This is a genomic window from Acidovorax sp. (assembly GCF_022763525.1).
Classification (GTDB): Bacteria; Pseudomonadota; Gammaproteobacteria; order Burkholderiales; family Burkholderiaceae_C; genus Acidovorax.
On record NZ_JALEGG010000037.1, the window covers coordinates 1 to 19,720 of the forward strand.

Sequence of the window (19,720 nt, forward strand, 5' to 3'; positions counted from 1 at the left end):
CGCCTTCTTCACCGAGGCCTTGAGAGACTGGATGGGCGACCGCGCGGCCCGCTCGCGCGTGAGGCCCGCTTGCTCGGTCGGCGACGGGACCGCGGCTGCCTTGTCCGACTTGCGACCACCCGAGCGTGAAGGCGACTTGCGGGAGTTGCCACCACCCGCCCCGTCCGCACCGCCTCCCTTGTCCCTAAGCGCGCGGCCCAGCAGTTCTTCGCCCTCGCGCACCAGGCGGAAGTCGATCTTGCGCCCATCCAGGTCCACGCGGCTGACCTGCACGCGCACCCGCGTGCCGATGGAGTAGCGGATGCCCGTGCGCTCGCCGCGCAGTTCCTGGCGCGCCTCGTCGAACTTGAAGTACTCGCCGCCCAGTTCGGTGATGTGCACCAAGCCTTCGACGTACATCGCATCCAGCGTGACAAAGATGCCGAAGCTGGTGGCAGCGCTCACCACGCCACTGTACTCCTCGCCCAGGTGTTCGCGCATGTACTTGCACTTGAGCCAGGCCTCCACGTCACGGCTGGCCTCGTCGGCACGGCGCTCGTTGGCGCTGCAATGCAGGCCCGCCGCCTCCCAGGCCTGGGTTTCGCGGCTGGGCGGCTTGGCCTCCTTGCGTGGCTGGGTGCCCGGGGCGGCCACGCGAGAAGCCAGGCGTTTGGCCAGCTTGGCATGGGCTTCGCCGGGCGTGGGCAGCGAAGGCAGCTTGTACTGGGTCTTGTTCAGGATGGCCTTGATCACGCGGTGCACCAGCAAGTCCGGATAGCGCCGGATGGGGCTGGTGAAGTGCGTGTAGGCCTCAAACGCGAGGCCGAAGTGACCGCTGTTGATGGGCGTGTAGATCGCCTGCTGCATGGAACGCAGCAGCATGGTGTGGATCTGCTGCGCGTCCGGCCGGTCCTTGGTGGCCGTCGCGATTGCCTGGAACTCCGCGGGCTTGGGGTTGTCGCCGATGGTCATCCCCACGGCCATGGCCTTGAGGTAGTTGCGCAAAATCTCCTGCTTCTCGGGCGTGGGGCCTTCGTGCACGCGGAACAGGCCGGGCTGGCCGCCCTGGGCGATGAAATCGGCGCTGCAGACGTTGGCCGCCAGCATGGCCTCTTCGATGAGCTTGTGCGCATCGTTGCGGGTGCGCGGAACGATTTTTTCAATGCGGCCGTTTTCGTCGCAGATGATCTGGGTCTCGGTGGTCTCGAAGTCCACAGCGCCGCGCTGCTGGCGTGCAATCAGCAGTGCGCGGTACACGTCATGCAGGTTCAGCAGGTCCTTGACGCGGTCCTTGCGCTTGCTGGCCTCAGGGCCGCGCGTGTTCGCCAAGATTGCGGCCACCTCGGTGTAGGTGAAGCGCGCGTGGCTGAACATCACGGCCGGATAGAACTGGTACGCGTGGATCTCGCCCTTGGCCGTGATCAGCATGTCGCAGACCATGCACAGGCGCTCCACCTCGGGGTTCAGCGAACACAAGCCGTTGCTGAGTTTCTCGGGCAGCATGGGGATCACACGGCGCGGGAAGTACACGCTGGTAGCGCGGTCATAGGCGTCGATGTCGATGGGGCTGCCAGTCTCCACGTAGTGGCTCACATCGGCAATGGCCACCAGGAGGCGCCAGCCCTTGCTCCGCCCCACCTTGGCGGGTTCGCAGTACACGGCATCGTCGAAGTCGCGCGCATCTTCCCCGTCGATGGTGACCAGGGGCACATCGGTCAGGTCCACGCGGCGTTTCTTGTCCTGCGCTCGCACCTTGTCGGGCAGGGCCTTGGCCTCGGCCAGGCAGGCCTCGGAGAACTCGTGCGGCACGCCGTACTTGCGCACGGCGATCTCGATCTCCATGCCAGGGTCATCCACTTCGCCCAGCACTTCGGTGATGCGGCCCACAGGCTGGCCGAACAAGGCGGGAGGTTCTGTCAACTCAACCACCACGACCTGTCCTGGTTTCGCAGCGCCCGTGGCGCCCTTGGGGATCAACACATCCTGGCCATAGCGCTTGTCTTCGGGCGCCACGAGCCACACGCCGCTTTCCTGCAGCAGGCGGCCGATGATGGGCTGCGGTGGCCGATCGATGATTTCGACCACACGGCCTTCGGGGCGGCCGCGGCGGTCTTGGCGCACGATGCGCACACGCACGCGGTCCTTGTGCAGCACGGCGCGCATTTCATTGGGGGGGATGTAGATGTCGCCATCGCCATCGTCGCGGATGACGAAACCGTGGCCATCACGGTGCCCCTGCACGCTGCCTTCAATTTCCTGCGACAAGTGGGGCGCAGGTTGCGTGCCGGGGGTGTTTTTTTTGATATACAATCTAAGTCTTTCCTGAAATGCCCAGGTGGCGGAATTGGTAGACGCACTAGTTTCAGGTACTAGCGAGTAACATCGTGGAGGTTCGAGTCCTCTCCTGGGCACCAAGTTTAACGAGAACCTGATGCAGGTTCTTAAAATAAAAAAGCCGCTGTTGACACAGCGGCTTTTTTATTTCTGCAGCCCACCTCCACGGTCCACAGGCGTGCAAACTCGCCGTAGGAAATTTTTTAAGAAAATCTGGGCAACTCTCCCCGTTAGCAACCTTTCCTTGCTCTATAATTCGAGGCTTATCTGAAAGCCCAGGTGGCGGAATTGGTAGACGCACTAGTTTCAGGTACTAGCGAGTAACATCGTGGAGGTTCGAGTCCTCTCCTGGGCACCAAACAATAAAAAAGCCGTTGCAATCGCAACGGCTTTTTTGCTTCTGAGCGAATCTTCGTACAGCCGGACCGCGATGGATCACTCGCGGATCCAGCTATCCACACCACCTCCAGAAACCGGCCTCGCGCCACGTCGGCACGCGCCCACGTGCGCCCCCACCGCACGTCGATGCACACAAGAAGCGCTCAACATTCAGGCGAAGCGGCGTGTTGAGACTCCTTCACCTGCAAACGCATGAGTCGAGCCTGATTGATTCGGCGCCAGCTGCTTGACCCATTCGCGCCGCACTGATCGAAGCGGACCTACAAGGCTTCGAAAAAGCCCGGCCTGAACGACGCGAGCGAGCTCGAAAAACCAACTCAACGACGCGCGCCACAACATACTGCAGCGCACAACGCGCGCGCGGCATTGATGCCTCGCGCGCACCCCGCCCTTCGCGTTAGTTGCGTTACTTCCGCAGCAACGTCTTCAACACATTCTGCAAGCGGCGCGCATTGGCAGCGTCACTGCCGCTGGCCAGCACGCGCGCCACGTCCTGGCCCCATGTCTGCGCAGGTGCGGGGTCGTTGCGACGCGTGAGCAGTTGCAATTGCAGCATCCGCCGGGCAGCGATGTGCTCCGCTGGCGTGGGGGCCTCTGCCGCCATTTCCAAACGCAGCAGTGCCTCGGACGCATCGCCCTGGGGAGCGGTGGACACAGCTTGCGTCCATGCACTGCGCACCGAGGCCGTCACACCCGCGCCGAGGTCCTGCGCACTCGGCACCAAGGCCGCGTCACGCTTCTCCCACGCAGTCAGCAGTTGGGTCAATGCCTCGCCATGGGCCTGCGCAGCCAGCTTCTTCAATGCCAGCTGGGCGTGTTCCATCGCTTCGCGCTGGGCCCGGAAGGCGGTGTCGCCCAGCCGAGGGCCACGGTCTTCGTAGGCGGGGCGGTCACCAAAACGATGGCCGGCCGCGCTGCGATCACCCCGTGGGCCACGGCCACCTTCCCGATCACCGGCGCGTCCGTCACGACGCTCGCCGGGGCGTCCACCACGGCCCGGTGCCGCTGGCGCATCCTTTTTCATGCCGGGGCGGTCATCGCCGCGGACGGCGACCACAGGGCGCGCGGCAGGCTTGGGCGAAGCCGGTGCAGGCGCGGCCACTGCGGAGCCGGCTGCTGCAGCGGCGTCGCCCTCATCGGATTCCGCCCCAGGCTGGACACCCGCCTGCGCCGATTCAGCGGCAGATCCCAGCTCGGCTTGCTTGTCCTCGGCTTGCTGCGCAGAGGCCACGGCCTCTGCAGCTTGCGCCTGCCCGCGCAGCGCTGCTTCCAATGCCTGCATCGCTGCCCGGATCTGCTGGGCATCGCCACTGGCATTGGCCGCCTCCAGGGCCTTGGAAGCCTCCAGCACGACGCGATCACGCGCGCTCAGCTCCGTGACAGCACGCTCGCGGTCTGCCGATTTGCGGTGGAACGCTTCGTCGATGGGCTTGCGGAAAGCATCCCACAATTTCTGCTCATGCTTGCGGTCCAGGGGAACGGCCTGCGCCTCGGCTTGCCAGCGCTGCTGCAGCGCCTTCACCGCGTCGATCCGCAGCGCGGGCGCCGCGCCCAGCGCGACCGCCTCGTCAATCATGGCGTGGCGGCGAGCCAGGCTCTCTTTCTGTGCGGCCTCCAATGGCGCAGCGGCCTGGGCAATTGCCTGCTTCCATAACGGCTGCAGCTCAGCAAAAAGCTTTTCCCCGACGTGGCCGCCTTCGCGCCAGCGATCTCCAAACTGGTGGAGCGCTCGGTTGATGGCCTTCCAGTCGCCAGAGGCCGCGTGCTCCTGTGCCCAGGCCTTTACTTCCTCGATGAGTGCCAGGCGGTGCGCCTTGTGCTCAGCCGACTCGGCCCGGATCTTGTCCAGCCATGCCTCCACCACTTTGTGGGCGGCGTTGCAGGCCTCGTCGAACTTCTTCCACAAAGCGTGATTGGGAGCGCCCCCTTGGTCGGCCTGTTTCCACTGCTCGCGGAGGCTGCGAAGGGTTTCTTGCATCTTGCGCCCGCCCAGGGCCTGGCCTTCGGGGCGCTTGAGCAGGGCCTCGGCTTTCGTCACCAAATCCTCGCGCACCTGGTCGGCGCTCCACCGCTGCCAGCCCTCCAGCTCACCAGCCGCGACCAGTGCCATGTGCACTTGCTGCTCCAGGGCACTGTCAATGTGCTTGCCGTGCACCTTCAGCACTGCGCGCAGCGCAGCCGCTGCACCAGCGCTGGCCTTGCCATGGCCTTCAGAGGTTTCCTTTTCGAGGGTCGCCAAGGCTTCGCGCACACTTTGAACTGCCTTTTCAACTACCTCGGGGGCCGCTTTGGATTTGACCGCCCGCACGGGTTTGGCAGCAGCTGCGGCCGCCACAGCCGCTTGCGTGGGCAGGCCGCGCGCTGCCCTCAATTCATCGGCCCACACCGGCACGGGAGGCAACGGCGCATTGGTGTCGTCTGCGGCGGCCACAGCTTGCGCAACCGCCGCCTGGAATGCCTCCCACACTACCAGCAGTTGCGAGCGAGAAGCGTCCAGCAACGGGGGGAAGCGGGCTTCCACACTCACCCAGCTGGGGTCACCGGTGAGGCCTTGCGCCTGCTCCTGCCAGCGCGCCACATCTGCGCGCAAGAGTTCGATCGCGGCGTGCGCATCGCGCCAGGGTTTGGTGGAGAGCACTTCGATGCGTTGAGCGAGCAGCACCGCAGCTTCGCGCTGGACTTGCACGCGATGCTGCAGGTCTTCAATCACCTTCACCCGCTCTGCGAGCTGCACTTTCAGCACAGAAAGCGGCTCGCGCGAAAGCGGCGCACCTGCCTTGGCAGCGTCACGTTGCCAAGCAAGCGCATCAGCGATGTTCAGCTTGGGAGCTGCCAGCAGCGCCTGGGCTTTATCCGCCCACTCGGCAGCGATGGCTTCCTGGCCCTTGGCACGCCGGATCTCGTCCAGGCGCTCGCGCACCGCGCGCGCAGCGCCCTTGTCACGCCCGCTCAACTCCTTGAAGACCTCTTGCAGCTGTTCTGGGGCCGGCTCCGTGGCCAGCCAATCTCGAATACGGGAAGCGCGCTCGCCAGAGGTGGCAGCCGAAAAAGCGCCGCCGGTCAACGCATCCAGCGGATGGGGCTCGTGGGTTTTGGCCGGAGCCGGATTCACTTCAGGTGCGTCGGACATTTTGCTGCGAGAAAAGAATGGAAACATGAAACCAATGGATGGACAAAGGTACCCTCGGCATGGGGCCGGCGGGACGGCTTTGGCGATAGAGGTCATGCCGCTCGCCAAAGCCCAAAGAAGCTATTTTCACAGGGTTTGGCAAACAGGCTGCACCACGGCGGTGTAACTGAACCGCCCTGTGACTTGGCACAAGGCTTTGCCAGACCAGGCCTTCGCGCCGTTGCGCAGCGCGCGCGGCCACAAAAGGGAATTGCCGCCCCGACCCGGAATGGATGGGGCAAGCACTCATTATCTATAAACGCGTGCTCTTTGGCACAAAAGCGCCAGCCGTGCCGCGGCTCCGTGGAGCGATAAACGACGCCAGCGCCACCTTCAAAACAAGAAAGCCCGACGGACAAACCTCCAGGGCCTGCCCGCCGGGCTTGACGGCTGACACAACGGTCTTTGCCATCAGTCGCTCTGCGGAGATGAAAAGTCCGCAGGCGAGGAGGCAAGAGATTGCCTCCAGGGGGTTGCCTTGAAGCCCCATCTGCTGCGCCGGTGGCACTGAATGCGCTCGGCGGGAGACTTGGCTTGTCCGGCGATGCCTGAAATCCTCAGGCCACGCAACCTTACCAAAGCGATCACAACGACTCAACCGGCAAATTCAATGGCGTATCTCAGGCTGATTGAATTTGCCAAGCCTTCGCCCGCAGAGCACCGCCTCGCCCGTACCCGCCGGGGCGGGAACCAGCCCAAAAGAACTGCAAACACTGTGTTTTACAACAGTTTTATCATAACCAAATGATATAAATTTCGTCAATGTTAGTATTGACCGCGCATTTAGTGAACTTCTAGAATCCGCGAGCCCCAAAAACTGGGCTAGTAAAAACCCCACCCTCGCTGCCGAACCCGGCTAAGTCAGTGCAGGCACTCCAGCACATCGACATTCGTGCTGCCTCTCTTGATGGCGTACCAATCCAGGCGTTTCGCCGCGACCCGTCAAGCCCGCTCAAGGGCTACCGGCTCGCCGTTGCGCCTCAGAAAGGAAGAGCTATGACAGCGTCAGGAAAAATCATCTCCGGCGTGCGGACCTTTGTGGCCGACGTGACCGAAGGTTTTCTTGAAATTACCCACAGCAGCTTTGCCCTTCTCGGGCTGGCGGTTGCCTTCGTCGTGATCATGCTTGCAGCGCGCCCGGACCTGCGGCAAGCGGGCGAAGCGGAGCTGCGCAACTGGCTGCAGGCCCGCCAAGTGGAAGTGCTTGGCATGCCAATCGAACCGGAAGCCAGCGAGCGCGCCACGGCGGGCAATCCCCGGGACCTGCCCAAGGAACAAGCCGCTGTTGCCTTTTGGCTCAGCAAGAAGTATCGGGTGGCCCCCGAGCCGCTGAGCGTGCTGGTGGCAGAGGCCTATGACATTGGCGCGAAGTCCAAGATCGACCCGACACTGATCCTGGCGATCATGGCCATTGAATCGAGCTTCAATCCCTTTGCGCAAAGTGCCGTGGGAGCGCAAGGGCTCATGCAGGTGATGACCAACGTCCACACCGACAAGTATCAGAACTTCGGCGGGCACTTTGCGGCTTTCGACCCCGTGAGCAATCTCCGTGTGGGAGTGAAAGTTCTGCAAGAGTGCATTGCCCGGGCGGGTTCGGTGGAAGGCGGCCTGCGCTTTTATGTGGGTGCAGGCAACCTCGCCGATGACGGGGGCTATGCAAGCAAAGTGATGGCCGAGCATTTCCGGCTGCGTCAGGTAGCAAATGGCCGCGCGATGCCCACCGCCCCGCCTCCGAGCCTTTCCACGCAGGCTCCTGCACAGATCATTCCGGTAACGGCGCCGCCAGCAGCCCCTGCCGCCAGCGATGACAAGCTGGCACTGCTCTCCTCTGCACTCTGAGCGGATGGCTCCGGAATGGGAGCGGAACACATCCCAACTTTCATTTCTTGCGTGCTACCGGATCGGCCCTGGGGCTATGTCTGTGCACAAGCCACGTCAGCTACACTAGCAGGGTACGCGACTGGCGATAGGCGCTGCATCCTGGACAGGGTGCTGCCGCTGACGTGGAAACCAGCAAGGGCCTGCCTCTTGTGAACCACTGGGAAGCGTGCCGCACGGGGTTCATCCCTTCTGCGTTCAGCCGTTCGCCTGGGCAGCCCTTGTTTCAAGGGACACAAGTTCATAGGACTGCCAACCATGTACGACCGCAATATTCTTGTCGAACAAACCGATCCCGAGCTGTTTGCCGCCATCCAGGCTGAAAACGCCCGGCAAGAGCACCACATCGAGCTGATCGCCAGCGAGAACTATGCATCCCCCGCCGTGATGTGGGCGCAGGGCACGCAGCTGACCAACAAGTACGCCGAAGGCTACCCCGGCAAGCGCTACTACGGTGGCTGCGAACACGTGGACGTGGCCGAGCAACTGGCCATCGACCGCGTGAAGAAGATCTTTGGCGCCGAAGCCGCCAACGTGCAGCCGCACTGCGGCGCGTCGGCCAACGAGGCGGTGTTCCTGGCATTCCTCAAGCCCGGCGACACCATCATGGGCATGAGCCTGGCCGAAGGCGGCCACCTGACGCACGGGATGCCGCTGAACATGTCGGGCAAGTGGTTCAACGTGGTCTCCTACGGCCTCGATGCCAACGAAGCCATCGACTACGATGCGATGGAAAAGAAGGCCCACGAAACCAAGCCCAAGCTCATCATTGCCGGTGCATCGGCTTACAGCCTGCACATCGACTTTGCGCGCTTTGCCAAGGTGGCCAAGGACGTGGGCGCGATCTTCATGGTGGACATGGCCCACTATGCTGGCTTGATCGCTGCGGGGGTGTATCCCAACCCCGTGCCCCACGCCGACGTGGTGACCTCCACCACCCACAAGAGCCTGCGTGGCCCACGCGGCGGCATCATCCTGATGAAGGCCGAGCATGAGAAGGCCATCAACAGCGCTATCTTCCCCGGCCTGCAAGGCGGCCCGCTGATGCACGTGATCGCGGCCAAGGCCGTGGCCTTCAAGGAAGCCATGCAGCCCGAGTTCAAGGCCTACCAGGAACAAGTGGCCAAGAACGCCAAGGTGGTGGCCGAGACGCTGACGGCCCGCGGCCTGCGCATCGTGTCGGGCGGCACGCAGAGCCACGTGATGCTGGTCGACCTGCGCGCCAAGGGCATCACCGGCAAGGAAGCCGAGGCCGTGCTGGGCGCCGCCCACATGACCATCAACAAGAACGCGATCCCCAACGACCCTGAAAAGCCGATGGTGACCAGCGGTGTGCGCATTGGCACCCCCGCCATGACCACGCGCGGCTTCAAGGAAGAAGAAGCCCGCATCACCGCCAACCTGATCGCGGACGTGCTGGACAACCCGCGCGATGAAGCCAACATCGCCGCGGTGCGCGAGAAGGTCAATGCGCTGACCGCGCGCTTCCCGGTCTACCGTTAAACCCAGTACCGGCAACCCCCATGAAGTGCCCCTTCTGCGGCCATCTCGAGACGCAAGTCGTTGAGACGCGGGTGTCCGAGGATGGGGTCTTCATTCGCCGCCGCCGCCAATGCGGCGCCTGCGACAAGCGCTTTACCACCTACGAACGGCCGGAAGTGAACTTCCCGGCCATCGTCAAGAAGGACGGGCGCCGCATTGAATACGACCGGGGCAAACTGCTCGCCTCGTTCAATCTGGCACTGCGCAAGCGCCCCGTGAGCACCGACCAGATCGACAGCGCCATCGAGCGGATCGAGGAAAAGCTGCTCAATCTGGGGCAGCGCGAAATCCTCTCCAGCCGCATTGGAGAGCTCGTGATGCGCGAACTCAAGAAGCTCGACAAGGTGGCCTACATCCGCTTTGCCAGCGTGTACCGCAGCTTCGAAGACATCGACGATTTCCGCGCCATGGTCGACGAAGTGCGCAAGTGACAAGCGCTTGCCTTCGCATCTGAGCCGGCGATAGCCACAGCAGAGGACGAATCCAATCGTTCTTGCCTTCAGCGCTTATCCTGCAAGCGCTGAAAGCTATGAATTGAGTAGCAAACTTTCACCAACGCGAGCGGAACGCACGCCTGCGCAGCCTCCGCTGACGCCTGCGCTACACCGCAGGGCGCTACTGCATTGATAGCTGCCAGCGCTTACTGCAAAAGCACTCCAGGCCAATTTGGCGCCAAACTTGGCCTGGCGCGCGCCAACGCGCGGCGCGCCGATACCCCACAATGCCCCGGGTGAAAACCCGCCACTTTCTGCAGCTGGTGCTGCTATCCGCCCTCTGGGGCGCCTCCTTTCTTTTCATCCGCATTGCCAGCCCCGTGCTTGGACCCAATGTCATGGCTGCGCTACGCATTGGCCTGGCGACGCTGACACTGATTGGCATCATGCGGGTCGCCAACGAATCATGGCCGTGGCGCCATTGGCGCGAGCTGTTCGGGCTGGGTACGCTCACGGTCGCTGCGCCCTTCCTCCTCTACTCATGGGCTGCGCTGCACCTGCCAGCGGGATACAGCTCACTGCTCAACACCATGGCCGTTCCGTTCAGCGTGCTGGCCGCCGCGTGGATGAAGGAGGACACACTGAGTCTGCGCAAATGGCTGGGCTGCCTCTGCGGCTTTGCGGGCGTGGCCCTGATCGTGCAACTGGGGCCCGTGGCGCCCACGCCAGCGCTGCTCATCGCGGCCCTCGGCTGCATCGTCGCGTCGGCCTGCTATGGCATCTCGACCACCTGGATGAAGCGCGCCACCGCCCGCATGTCGCCCCTGTCGATCGCCGCAGGCATCCACGCTGCCGCGCTGGTGTTACTGCTACCGGGCGCGGCCTGGAGCCTGCCAGCAGCCCGTTTCACGCCGGGCGCGTTGGCGGCGGTGGCCGTGATGGGCATCGTGACCTCGGGCCTGGCCTACTGGCTCAATCTGCGGGTACTCACCCATGTCTCGCCCGTGGCGGCCATGAGTTCGGCCTTCATGATCCCGCTGTTCGGCGTGGCATGGGGCCACATCTTTCTGGGCGAAGCCTTGGGCTCCGGAATGGTGTGGGGTGGAGCGCTGGTGCTGGTAGCCACCGGGCTGGTGACGGGGTTCAATCCGCTGCGCTGGCTGGCGGCGTTGCGCCCGGAGCGCAGTGAGGGCCGGTGAATGCGTCGACCACGCGAAGGCGGAAGCCGCCCCCCCGCAGCTCAGCGGGCCACGCGCGTGATGCGGTCCGTGGCGGGCACCAGCACCGGGCTGCGATCACGGAAGTAGGCCTCGAGCGCGTCCAGGTCCAGCCCACCCACCATGCGGTCGCGGCCCTGGGCCAGCACGGTGAAGTTGTCGCCGCCGCTGTCGAGGTAGCTGCTCATCACCACACGCACCGGCGCATCGTCCTGCAGCGGTATGCCATTCAGCACCATGTGGCTGATGCGCGCACCCGCGGGCTGGGTGAGGTCGTAGCGGTACGAAAACCCCGCAGACACCAACAGCACCCGGGGCCGCTGCACGGTGTTGCTGCCGCTGGCGAACTGCTGCTCCAGCGCCGCCTTGATCTGCGCCCCCGTGAAGGTCTTGACCACCAGTTGGTTGCCGAACGGTTGCACTGCGTAGAGCTGACCATAGCGTACCAGCCCTTGTTCATCCGGCACGAGGTCGGCGCGCAAGCCCCCCGGGTTCATGAACGACAGCTGTGCCCCGCCCTGCTCCGGTGCACGCGTGGCATGGAGCTGCGCGTCAGCCACCAGATTGCCCAGCGCGCTTTCGAGGGATGGCGTCGGTATGCGCCGCAAGGCTGCCGCGGCCTGCCCCACGGGGCGCTGGGCCAGCGGCACGGCGGCAGTGCGGTAGGTGTCGATGACCTTCTGCACTTGTGGATCGGCCGCGAAGGACGGCACGGCCGAGGTGAGCGGCACATGCCCCTGGCCGCTCGTGAACGCCTCGCCCTGCACGATGACATTGCGCGCCGCCTTGCGTACGACGCGGCGCGTACGCGTATCCACCCGCAACTGGATGTCCGTGAGTAGCGTGCCGTACTGCCCGGCGCTGGTCAGCAGAAAGGGCCTGGCCGGGTTCACGCGGCTGTAGTCGCAGACATAGGCCTGGTGCGTGTGGCCCGAGACCACCACGTCCACGGCGGGGTCGAGCCGCTCCAGAACGGGAACGATATCACCCGAAAGGCCGGCGCAGCTGGTCTCCTGCACGCCCGCCGTGGTGCTGCCCCCTTCGTGGATAACCACGGCAATCACATCGGCCCCTTGGGCTCGCAGTTGCGGAATCAATGCATTCGCCGTGGCCGCCTCGTCCTCAAAGCGCAGCCCCGCCACGCCTGAAGGGCTGACCATGGTGGGCGTGGCCTGCAGCGTAAGCCCGATCACGCCCAGCGTGACGGTCACCCCACCTTCGGTAAACCGCTTGATGCCCGTGGCGGGCAGCAGCGTGCGCCCATCCTCGGTGCGCACGGTGTTGGCCGCCAGGAAGCCGAACCGCGCGCCCGCAAAGGGCTGACTGATCTGGCAGGGCTGGCGCGCGGTGAACTTCTCGCAGCCGCCGTGCTGCAGGCGCAGCAGTTCGCGCCAGCCCCGGTCGAACTCATGGTTGCCCACGGCATTGAAGTCGATCTGCATGGCGTTGACCGCCTCGATGGTGGGCTCGTCCAAGAACAGGGACGACAGCAGGGGGGATGCCCCCACCATGTCGCCCGCCGATACCACCGCGTAGTGTGGCCCTCGCGCCTTGAGCGCGGCCATGGCGCTCGCAAAGTAAGCCATTCCCCCGGCAGGCACTGCCACCGGCCCCGCCGGCGTTGGAATGGTGTGCGCCATGCGCGGCGGCTCCAGATTGCCGTGCAGGTCGTTGAAGCCAATGAGCGTGATGTCGATGTGCTGGGGGTTGCGCCCCTCGGCCGGAGGCAAAGCCGTGCCGCAGCCCGCGAGCACCGCCCCCAGTGTGGCCACCATCGCGAGTGCGACCTTGCGGCGACCTCGCTGCGATCCCATGAAACCCTGTGCCAACAAGCTGCGCATGGACTACCTCATTCAATCCAAGAAAAAAGGGCGCACATCGCTGCACGCCCTCTGCGTCACCAGCACCGAAAGCCCGTGCTCTACCCGCAGCGCAGCGCGCCCGTTACAGGAACGATGCCTGAATAGGCGGCGCCGGAGGCACCACATCGCCGCACTGGGCGCGGTGGCGCAGGGCGTGATCCATGACGACCAGCGCCAGCAGCGCCTCGGCAATCGGCGCGGCGCGGATGCCCACGCAGGGGTCGTGGCGGCCCTTGGTGATGACCTCGGTGCTATTGCCATGCACATCGATCGATTCACGCGGGCTGATGATGGAGCTGGTGGGCTTGATGGCAATGCTCACCTCCAGATCCTGCCCCGTGCTGATGCCGCCCAGCACGCCACCGGCGTGGTTGGTGCGAAAGCCCTGGGGCGTCATCGAATCGCCGTGCATGGTGCCGCGGTGGGCCACGCTCGCAAAACCGGCGCCAATTTCCACGCCTTTGACGGCATTGAGGCCCATCATGGCGTAGGCAATGTCGGCGTCGAGCTTGTCGTACAGCGGCTCGCCCAGGCCCACTGGCACGCCTGTGGCCTGCACGCGAATGCGCGCACCGCACGAGTCACCGGCCTTGCGCAGGGCATCCATGTAGTCCTCGTACTGCTGCACATCGGCCACGGGCGCGAAGAAGGGGTTGCTCTGCACGTGGTCCCAGCTCTCGAACGGGATCGCCAGTTCACCCAGCTGCGTCATGCAGGCACGGAACTGCGTGCCGAACTGCTGGGCCAGCCACTTCTTGGCCACGGCGCCTGCGGCCACCGTGGGCGCCGTGAGGCGGGCCGACGAACGGCCACCGCCGCGCGGGTCGCGGATGCCGTACTTGTGCCAGTAGGTGTAGTCGGCATGACCCGGGCGGAAGCTCTGGGCGATGTTGCTGTAATCCTTGCTGCGCTGGTCGGTGTTGCGAATCAGCAAGGCGATGGGTGTGCCGGTGGTCTTGCCTTCGTACACGCCCGAGAGGATCTCGACCGCATCGGGCTCGTTGCGTTGCGTGACGTGGCGGCTGGTGCCGGGACGGCGCCGGTCCAGGTCGGCCTGGATGTCGGCCTCCGCGAGCGGCATGCCAGGCGGGCAGCCGTCAATCACGCAGCCAATGGCCGGGCCGTGGGATTCACCGAAGTTGGTGACTGCGAATAGGGTTCCGAAGGTGTTGCCGCTCATGGCGACGAATTATCCCAGACAGGCATCGGCGCTCTGGAAACGAGCCACAACGCTCGCGCCCGCACGCCCTCCGCCAGCGGCCACCGCGCAAGGGCCGCCCCGCCGCGCCGGTGGCGTCCCGCTTCCCGCGTTGCGCAGCAATGCGAGAGAAGGGGGAAGGCGCCGAAGGCGACTCAGGGGGTTGGTTGCTTATCCTCAGGCCAGTCGCGGATGTAAGCCTTGAGCATCTTGTTCTCGAAGTTCTGGCTGTCCACCACGGCCTTGGCCACGTCGTAGAAGCTGATCACGCCCATCAGCATGCGGCGGTCCATGACCGGCATGTAGCGTGCGTGGCGGTCCAGCATCATGCGGCGCACCTCGTCCATGTCGGTTTCCAGCGTGCAGGTCAGGGGCGCATCGTCCATCGCCGTGCGCACCAGCATCGTGCCCACGCTGCCGCCGTTCTTGACCAGCGCCTGGATCACTTCGCGAAAGGTGAGCATGCCCACCAGGTCGCCGTGCTCCATGACGACCAGCGAGCCAATATCGCGCTCGGCCATCACTGCCACCGCACCCGACAGCGGCTCGTCCGGCGTGGCGGTGTACAGGGTGTTGCCTTTGACGCGAAGGATGTCGCTGACTTTCATGGTGCTGTGTCTCCGAGGGGCGGCGGCGCTGCCGCAGTCTGAATGATCGATGGGAATATAGCCCACAATCCCCGCTGCACTGACAACATGGGAGACACCCCGATGCCCGGTTACTCCGACCCCGGCTTTGACACGCTGGCGCTGCACGCAGGCGCCAGCCCCGACCCCGCCACCGGCGCGCGCGCCACGCCCATCCATCTGACCACCTCGTTCGTGTTCGAATCCAGCGACCACGCGGCGTCCCTCTTCAACCTGGAACGCGGCGGCCACGTGTACAGCCGCATCAGCAACCCGACCAACGCCGTGCTGGAGCAGCGCGTGGCGGCGCTGGAGAGCGGCGTGGGCGCCATCGCCACGGCCAGCGGCCAGGCCGCCCTGCACCTGGCCGTGGCCACGCTGATGGGCGCGGGCAGCCACATCGTGGCCAGCACGGCGCTGTACGGCGGATCGCAGAACCTGCTGCACTACACGCTGGCGCGCTTCGGCATCGAGACCACTTTCGTGAAGCCGGGCGACATCGACGGCTGGCGCGCGGCTGTGCGGCCCAACACCAAGCTTTTCTTCGGCGAGACCGTGGGCAACCCCGGGCTCGACGTGCTGGACATCCCCACGGTGTCTTCCATCGCGCACGAGGCCGGCGTGCCGCTGCTGGTGGACTCCACCCTCACCTCGCCCTGGCTCATGAAGCCGCTGGAGCTGGGCGCCGACCTGGTCTACCACTCGGCCACCAAGTTCCTCTCGGGCCACGGTACGGTGGTGGGCGGCATCGTGGTGGATGGCGGCAGCTTCGACTGGGACGGCCCGAAGTCGGCCGGCAAGTTCGCTGAGCTGACGCAGCCCTATGACGGCTTTCACAACATGGTGTTCACCGAAGAGAGCACCGTGGGCGCCTTCTTGCTGCGCGCGCGGCGCGAGGGCTTGCGCGATTTTGGCGCCTGCATGAGCCCGCACACGGCCTGGCTGATCCTGCAGGGCATCGAGACCCTGCCGCTGCGCATGGCGCAGCACATGCGCAACACCGAAAAGGTGGTCGAATTCCTGGCCGCGCAGCCCCTTGTGTCGCGGGTGGGCCACCCCATGCTGGCGTCGCACCCCAGCCACGCATTGGCGCAAAAGCTGCTGCCGCGCGGCGCCGGTTCGGTGTTCAGCTTCGACCTCAAAGGCAATCGGGAGCAAGGCAAGAAGTTCATCGAAACACTCAAGGTCTTCAGCCACCTGGCCAACGTGGGCGACTGCCGCAGCCTGGTGATCCACCCGGCCAGCACCACCCACTTCCGCATGAGCGACGAGGCGCTGGCAAATGCCGGCATCACGCAGGGCACGATCCGCCTGTCCATCGGCCTCGAAGATGCGGACGACCTCATCGACGACCTCAAGCGCGCGCTCAAGGCCGCAGAGAAAGCGGCCTGAAGCCGCGATGATCCCGGACCGAGCCAAAGCCGCGATGGACTGGCAGGCTTTCGAGCAAACCGTGCTGGACGACGCGCTGGCCGTGGTGCTGCCCGCGCTGCAGGCGCACCCGCTGCGCGGCGACGTGTACGCCGTGGCGCTGGCAGGCCTGTACCGCGAGCAGGATGGCCCCATCCACCTGCCCTCAGTTGCGATGAACAGCCTGGCCGCGCTGGCCCGGGCCGGTGGCGATGGGGAGGACAGCGAACAAGGCACGCTCTACAGCTTGCGCTGGAACCCCGCCGACTGGTGCTGGCCCGAGCTGGCCTCGGGCAGCGCCCCGTTGGCCGCTGCGCAAGCCGCCCTGTGCGCCGAAGCGCAACGCGGCGATGTGGCCCATTGGCAAGCCACCGCCCAGCGCTGCATCGACACCCTCGTGACGGTGTGCCACCGGCTGCGGGCCGCCCTTCAGGCGTCGCCGCAGGCCGATCGGCTGGCACCCGACGTAGCCGTACTGCTCCACGAAGACAGTGATGAAGGCATTGCCATTGCGCGCCGCTGCCTGGGCGACCAAGCCTTTGCCCTCCTGCTGCCAGGGCACGCGGCCGACATGGCCGAAGCCGTGCGCGTGCAGGCCCTGCCACCGGCCGCGCGCCTGCGCTACCACCTGGCCTGCCTGGAGGGCGCTCCAGAACCTGCCCTGGGCCTGACGCGCGAGCGCGCGCAGCGCAGCGGCGAAGAAGCCCAGCGCGCTCTGCGGGCGATGGGCCCTGCCGCCGTTCCTGCCCTGCTGGCCCTGCTGGCGCGCCCCAGCACGCAATGCGAAGCTGCGCGCCTGCTGGGCGAAATCGGGCAGACGAGCCCGGACGTGGTCACCGCCCTGCGCACGCAGGTGCTGCTGCCCGTACCACGCAACCGTCAGCGTCATCCGGCGCAGGCCGGGCGCAACTGGTGCGCCAGCGCCCTTGCCCACCTGGGCGACAGCGCCTGGCTGGTGCAGCAGGCGCAAGCGGGCACGCTGGGTGATGACTGCGTGGCACAGGGCCTGTCGTCGCCTTACGGACCGTTTCGCGACCACGCGCTGGCCCCCCTGCCGCTGGACTACCGTGTGCTGGAATCCTTGCCCGCGCAGCGCCCAAGCCTGGTGCCCCGGGTAGAGCAGTGGCTGCGCCCCGGCCGCGGCACCTGCACCCTGCGGCCCGGCGAGGTGGACGAGGCCTTGCGCGGCCTGCGCTCGCCGCTGACCATCGTGCGCCAGCACGCCGCCATGGTGCTGGGGGACCGTGTCCTGGGCCAGCACATCGGTGCGCGAACCGTGCCCGCGCTGGCGCAGGCCGCGGCGCAAGACGGCGACGACACCGTGCGCTACCTGGCCGTGCTGGCCCTGGGCTACTGGCGCCACGAGGCCCATGGACAGCGCGCGCTGGCCCAGGCCTTGGCGGCTGGCGATGCCAGCGATCAGGTGCGCACCGCCGCGCAGCGCTGGCTGCAGGAAATGGACGCGGCAATGGCGCGCGCTTGAAAAGAAGAACAAGAAAGAAAAGGCGCCGGCCCGCAGGCACTCCATTCAAAGAACGAACAAACCCACACCGAGACAACCGAACCCAAGGAAGCTTTCCCATGCACATCCAAGTCAACGGCGCCGCCACCTACTGCTACACCGGCGGCAAGCCCTTCGATGCCGCCAAGCCCACCGTGGTGTTCATCCACGGCGTGCTCAATGACCACAGCGTGTGGGCCCTGCAAAGCCGCTACATGGCCAACCACGGCTGGAACGTGCTGGCCATCGACCTGCCGGGCCACTGCAAGAGCGGCGGTGACGCGCCAGCCACGGTGGAGCAAGGCGCGGAATTCATCGGCGCGCTGCTGGATGCCGCGGGCGTGAAACGCGCGGCGCTGGTGGGCCACAGCTGGGGCTCGCTGATCGCCATGGAAGCCGCGGCGCGGCTGGGCGATCGCATCAGCCACCTGGTGCTGGTGGGCACGGCCTTCCCGATGAAAGTTTCGCCCGCGCTCATCGACGCATCGCAAGCCGACCCGGAAAAGGCGCTGCGCATGGTCAACGTGTTCTCGCGCAGCACGCTGGCCGCGCCGCCTTCGGCGCTGGGCCCGGGCACCTGGGTGTTTGGCGCGGGCATGGCGCTGGGGCGCAAGGTGCTGCGCAGCAACCCCGCCGTGAATGTGTTCCACCGCGGCTTTGTGGCCTGCGACAGTTACACGGGTGGCGAAGCGGCCATGGCCCGGATCACCTGCCCGGTGCTCTTCGCCCTGGGCGGGCAGGACCAGATGACATCGCCCAAGGCCGCGCAGGGCCTTATCAGCGCGGCGCGCTCCGCCGGCAAGCAGGTGCAGGTGGCGCAGTTGCCCGTGGGGCACAACCAGATGACCGAGGCGCCGGAAGAAACGCTGTTTGCGCTGCGCGACTTTCTGTCGCGCTGAGGCGCCCGCTCATCCACCCCCGGTGCGCCGCCAGGCGGGCCGCTGCCACAACGTGAACGCGCGTAGCAGCCATTCGGCAGGGCCATAGGCGTGCGTGGCCATCCAGCGACGGCTCAACGCCAGCTGGGCAGCATACAGCGCCAGCGCGCCCACCACCACCTGCCACGGAGCCACCCGACCGACCAGCGCCAAGCCGTAGGCGGTGAACACCAGCGCCCCCACCACCGACTGCAGCAGGTAGTTTGACAGCGCCATGCGACCGGCGGGCGCCAACAGGGCGCCAAGGCGGTGGCCTGCGCGGCCGCTCCGCAATGCCCACAGGAGGCCCGCCACGTACACAAAGGTGAGCAAGGGCGCCGTTCCAAGGTCCACCGCCAGCGCCGCCAGCCCCACGTGTTCGGGCAGGCGCACGCCCGCGCTGCCCTGCGCCGACGCATAGAACAGTGCCCCGGCAGCGCCCAGCGGCAGACAGGCCACCACCCAGCGGCGCAGGCGCTCGGGCTGCTGCGCCACGCGAACGAGAAATCCGGAGCGTTGCGCAGCCAGCCCCAGCAGAAACATGGCCAGCGCGCAGGGCGCCTGCACGAAGGCCAGCACGAACCACGCGCCTTCGGCCATGTCCCGGCCGCGCTGGGCAACGGCGTCTACTACGCTGGCGCGGTAAGCCTGAGCAGCCTGCTGAGCCTTGGCATGCAACTCAGCCACCGGCAGCTCGGCCAGGGGAGCGTGCGCCAGCAACCAGGCCAAAAGCCCCCAGCCCGCCGTCGAGGCCAGCAGCAGGGCCAAAGCCAGGGCCACAGCCGTGGACGGGCGCAGCCCCCGCAAGGCCAGCAGCACCAAGCCCAGGATCGCATAGGTGAGCAGGATGTCGCCCGCAAAAAGCAACCAAGCATGGGCCAGGCCCAGCAGCGCCAGCCCGCCCAAGCGGCGCATGAAACGGGGCACAAAAGCGCTGCCTGCGCGCGCGGCAGAATCCATCTGCAGCGCAAAGCTGTAGCCGAACAGCAGTGAGAACAGCAGGTAGAACTTGGTCTCGAACACCAGACTCACCAGCCACCGCACGGCATGATCCACCGGCCGGGAGAAGGCAGGGTCGGGCACGTCCACGCCGAAATAGGTGGACGCAAAGCTGCCGGCGTTGACCAGGAGAATGCCCAAAAGTGCGAAGCCACGCAGCGCGTCAATGGCGTGATCGCGGCCGCTGGGGGCGGATGGAGCAGTGGGGTGCATGAGGTGTGTGGGGGCCGCTGCGTGCGGGAGCGGAGGGTGGAC

General features: G+C 65.9%; 13 protein-coding genes, 2 tRNA genes and 1 riboswitch. Of the genes, 9 read left to right on the top strand and 6 right to left on the bottom strand.

Translation table 11 applies throughout. The features are described from left to right. Nucleotides 1-2,289: ribonuclease R (gene rnr / locus MRY84_RS02660; protein ID WP_291504213.1), on the bottom strand; the 2,289-nt coding region annotated here is incomplete at its 3' end. Nucleotides 2,290-2,308: 19 nt separating this feature from the next. Here rnr and MRY84_RS02665 point away from each other — a divergent pair. Further along, nucleotides 2,309-2,393 (top strand) — tRNA-Leu (locus tag MRY84_RS02665). 193 nt (nucleotides 2,394-2,586) lie between these two features. Next, a tRNA-Leu gene (locus tag MRY84_RS02670) sits at nucleotides 2,587-2,671 on the top strand. A gap of 447 nt (nucleotides 2,672-3,118) precedes the next feature. On the opposite strand, the gene MRY84_RS02675 is transcribed toward MRY84_RS02670, so the two are convergent. Continuing rightward, nucleotides 3,119-5,869, bottom strand: coding sequence for a DUF349 domain-containing protein (locus MRY84_RS02675; protein WP_291504214.1), 2,751 nt, complete (start codon nucleotides 5,867-5,869; stop codon nucleotides 3,119-3,121). Between the two features lie 1,008 nt (nucleotides 5,870-6,877). Between MRY84_RS02675 and MRY84_RS02680 the strand changes: the two genes are divergently transcribed. The 4 genes from MRY84_RS02680 to MRY84_RS02695 all read left to right on the top strand — a co-directional run bounded on the left by MRY84_RS02680 (nucleotide 6,878) and on the right by MRY84_RS02695 (nucleotide 10,934). After that, nucleotides 6,878-7,720, top strand: coding sequence for a lytic transglycosylase domain-containing protein (locus MRY84_RS02680; RefSeq protein ID WP_291504215.1), 843 nt, complete (start codon nucleotides 6,878-6,880; stop codon nucleotides 7,718-7,720). 107 nt (nucleotides 7,721-7,827) lie between these two features. Continuing rightward, a riboswitch (ZMP/ZTP riboswitch) is annotated at nucleotides 7,828-7,982 on the top strand. Nucleotides 7,983-8,017: 35 nt separating this feature from the next. Further along, on the top strand, nucleotides 8,018-9,262 hold the full coding sequence (gene glyA, locus MRY84_RS02685; protein WP_291504216.1) for a serine hydroxymethyltransferase: 1,245 nt from the start codon (nucleotides 8,018-8,020) through the stop codon (nucleotides 9,260-9,262). 20 nt (nucleotides 9,263-9,282) lie between these two features. Beyond that, on the top strand, nucleotides 9,283-9,732 hold the full coding sequence (gene nrdR / locus MRY84_RS02690) for a transcriptional regulator NrdR (RefSeq protein ID WP_291504217.1): 450 nt from the start codon (nucleotides 9,283-9,285) through the stop codon (nucleotides 9,730-9,732). Nucleotides 9,733-10,022: 290 nt separating this feature from the next. Next, nucleotides 10,023-10,934, top strand: a complete 912-nt coding sequence (locus MRY84_RS02695) for a DMT family transporter (RefSeq protein WP_291504218.1) — start codon at nucleotides 10,023-10,025, stop codon at nucleotides 10,932-10,934. A 41-nt stretch (nucleotides 10,935-10,975) separates the two neighbouring features. Here MRY84_RS02695 and MRY84_RS02700 read toward each other — a convergent pair whose 3' ends face one another. The 3 genes from MRY84_RS02700 to MRY84_RS02710 form a co-directional block, all read right to left on the bottom strand. Beyond that, a complete protein-coding gene (locus MRY84_RS02700) occupies nucleotides 10,976-12,793 on the bottom strand; it encodes a bifunctional metallophosphatase/5'-nucleotidase (RefSeq protein ID WP_291504219.1) in 1,818 nt (605 codons plus the stop codon). 103 nt (nucleotides 12,794-12,896) lie between these two features. Continuing rightward, on the bottom strand, nucleotides 12,897-13,994 hold the full coding sequence (gene aroC / locus MRY84_RS02705; protein ID WP_291504220.1) for a chorismate synthase: 1,098 nt from the start codon (nucleotides 13,992-13,994) through the stop codon (nucleotides 12,897-12,899). Between the two features lie 173 nt (nucleotides 13,995-14,167). Then, nucleotides 14,168-14,620, bottom strand: coding sequence for a CBS domain-containing protein (locus MRY84_RS02710; protein WP_291504221.1), 453 nt, complete (start codon nucleotides 14,618-14,620; stop codon nucleotides 14,168-14,170). 102 nt (nucleotides 14,621-14,722) lie between these two features. Here MRY84_RS02710 and MRY84_RS02715 point away from each other — a divergent pair, with 102 nt between their 5' ends. The 3 genes from MRY84_RS02715 to MRY84_RS02725 all read left to right on the top strand — a co-directional run bounded on the left by MRY84_RS02715 (nucleotide 14,723) and on the right by MRY84_RS02725 (nucleotide 18,448). After that, nucleotides 14,723-16,030 carry an O-acetylhomoserine aminocarboxypropyltransferase gene (locus MRY84_RS02715; RefSeq protein ID WP_291504222.1) on the top strand — a complete coding sequence of 436 codons (1,308 nt, stop codon included), beginning with the start codon at nucleotides 14,723-14,725 and terminating at the stop codon, nucleotides 16,028-16,030. Nucleotides 16,031-16,037: 7 nt separating this feature from the next. After that, nucleotides 16,038-17,531: a HEAT repeat domain-containing protein gene (locus tag MRY84_RS02720; RefSeq protein ID WP_291504223.1), complete on the top strand. Its 1,494-nt coding sequence runs from the start codon at nucleotides 16,038-16,040 to the stop codon at nucleotides 17,529-17,531. A gap of 98 nt (nucleotides 17,532-17,629) precedes the next feature. Continuing rightward, a complete protein-coding gene (locus MRY84_RS02725) occupies nucleotides 17,630-18,448 on the top strand; it encodes an alpha/beta hydrolase (RefSeq protein ID WP_291504224.1) in 819 nt (272 codons plus the stop codon). A 9-nt stretch (nucleotides 18,449-18,457) separates the two neighbouring features. Here MRY84_RS02725 and MRY84_RS02730 read toward each other — a convergent pair whose 3' ends face one another. Further along, entirely contained in the window at nucleotides 18,458-19,678 is a 1,221-nt protein-coding gene (locus tag MRY84_RS02730; RefSeq protein ID WP_291504225.1) for a DUF418 domain-containing protein, read from the bottom strand. Nucleotides 19,679-19,720: the final 42 nt, after the last annotated feature.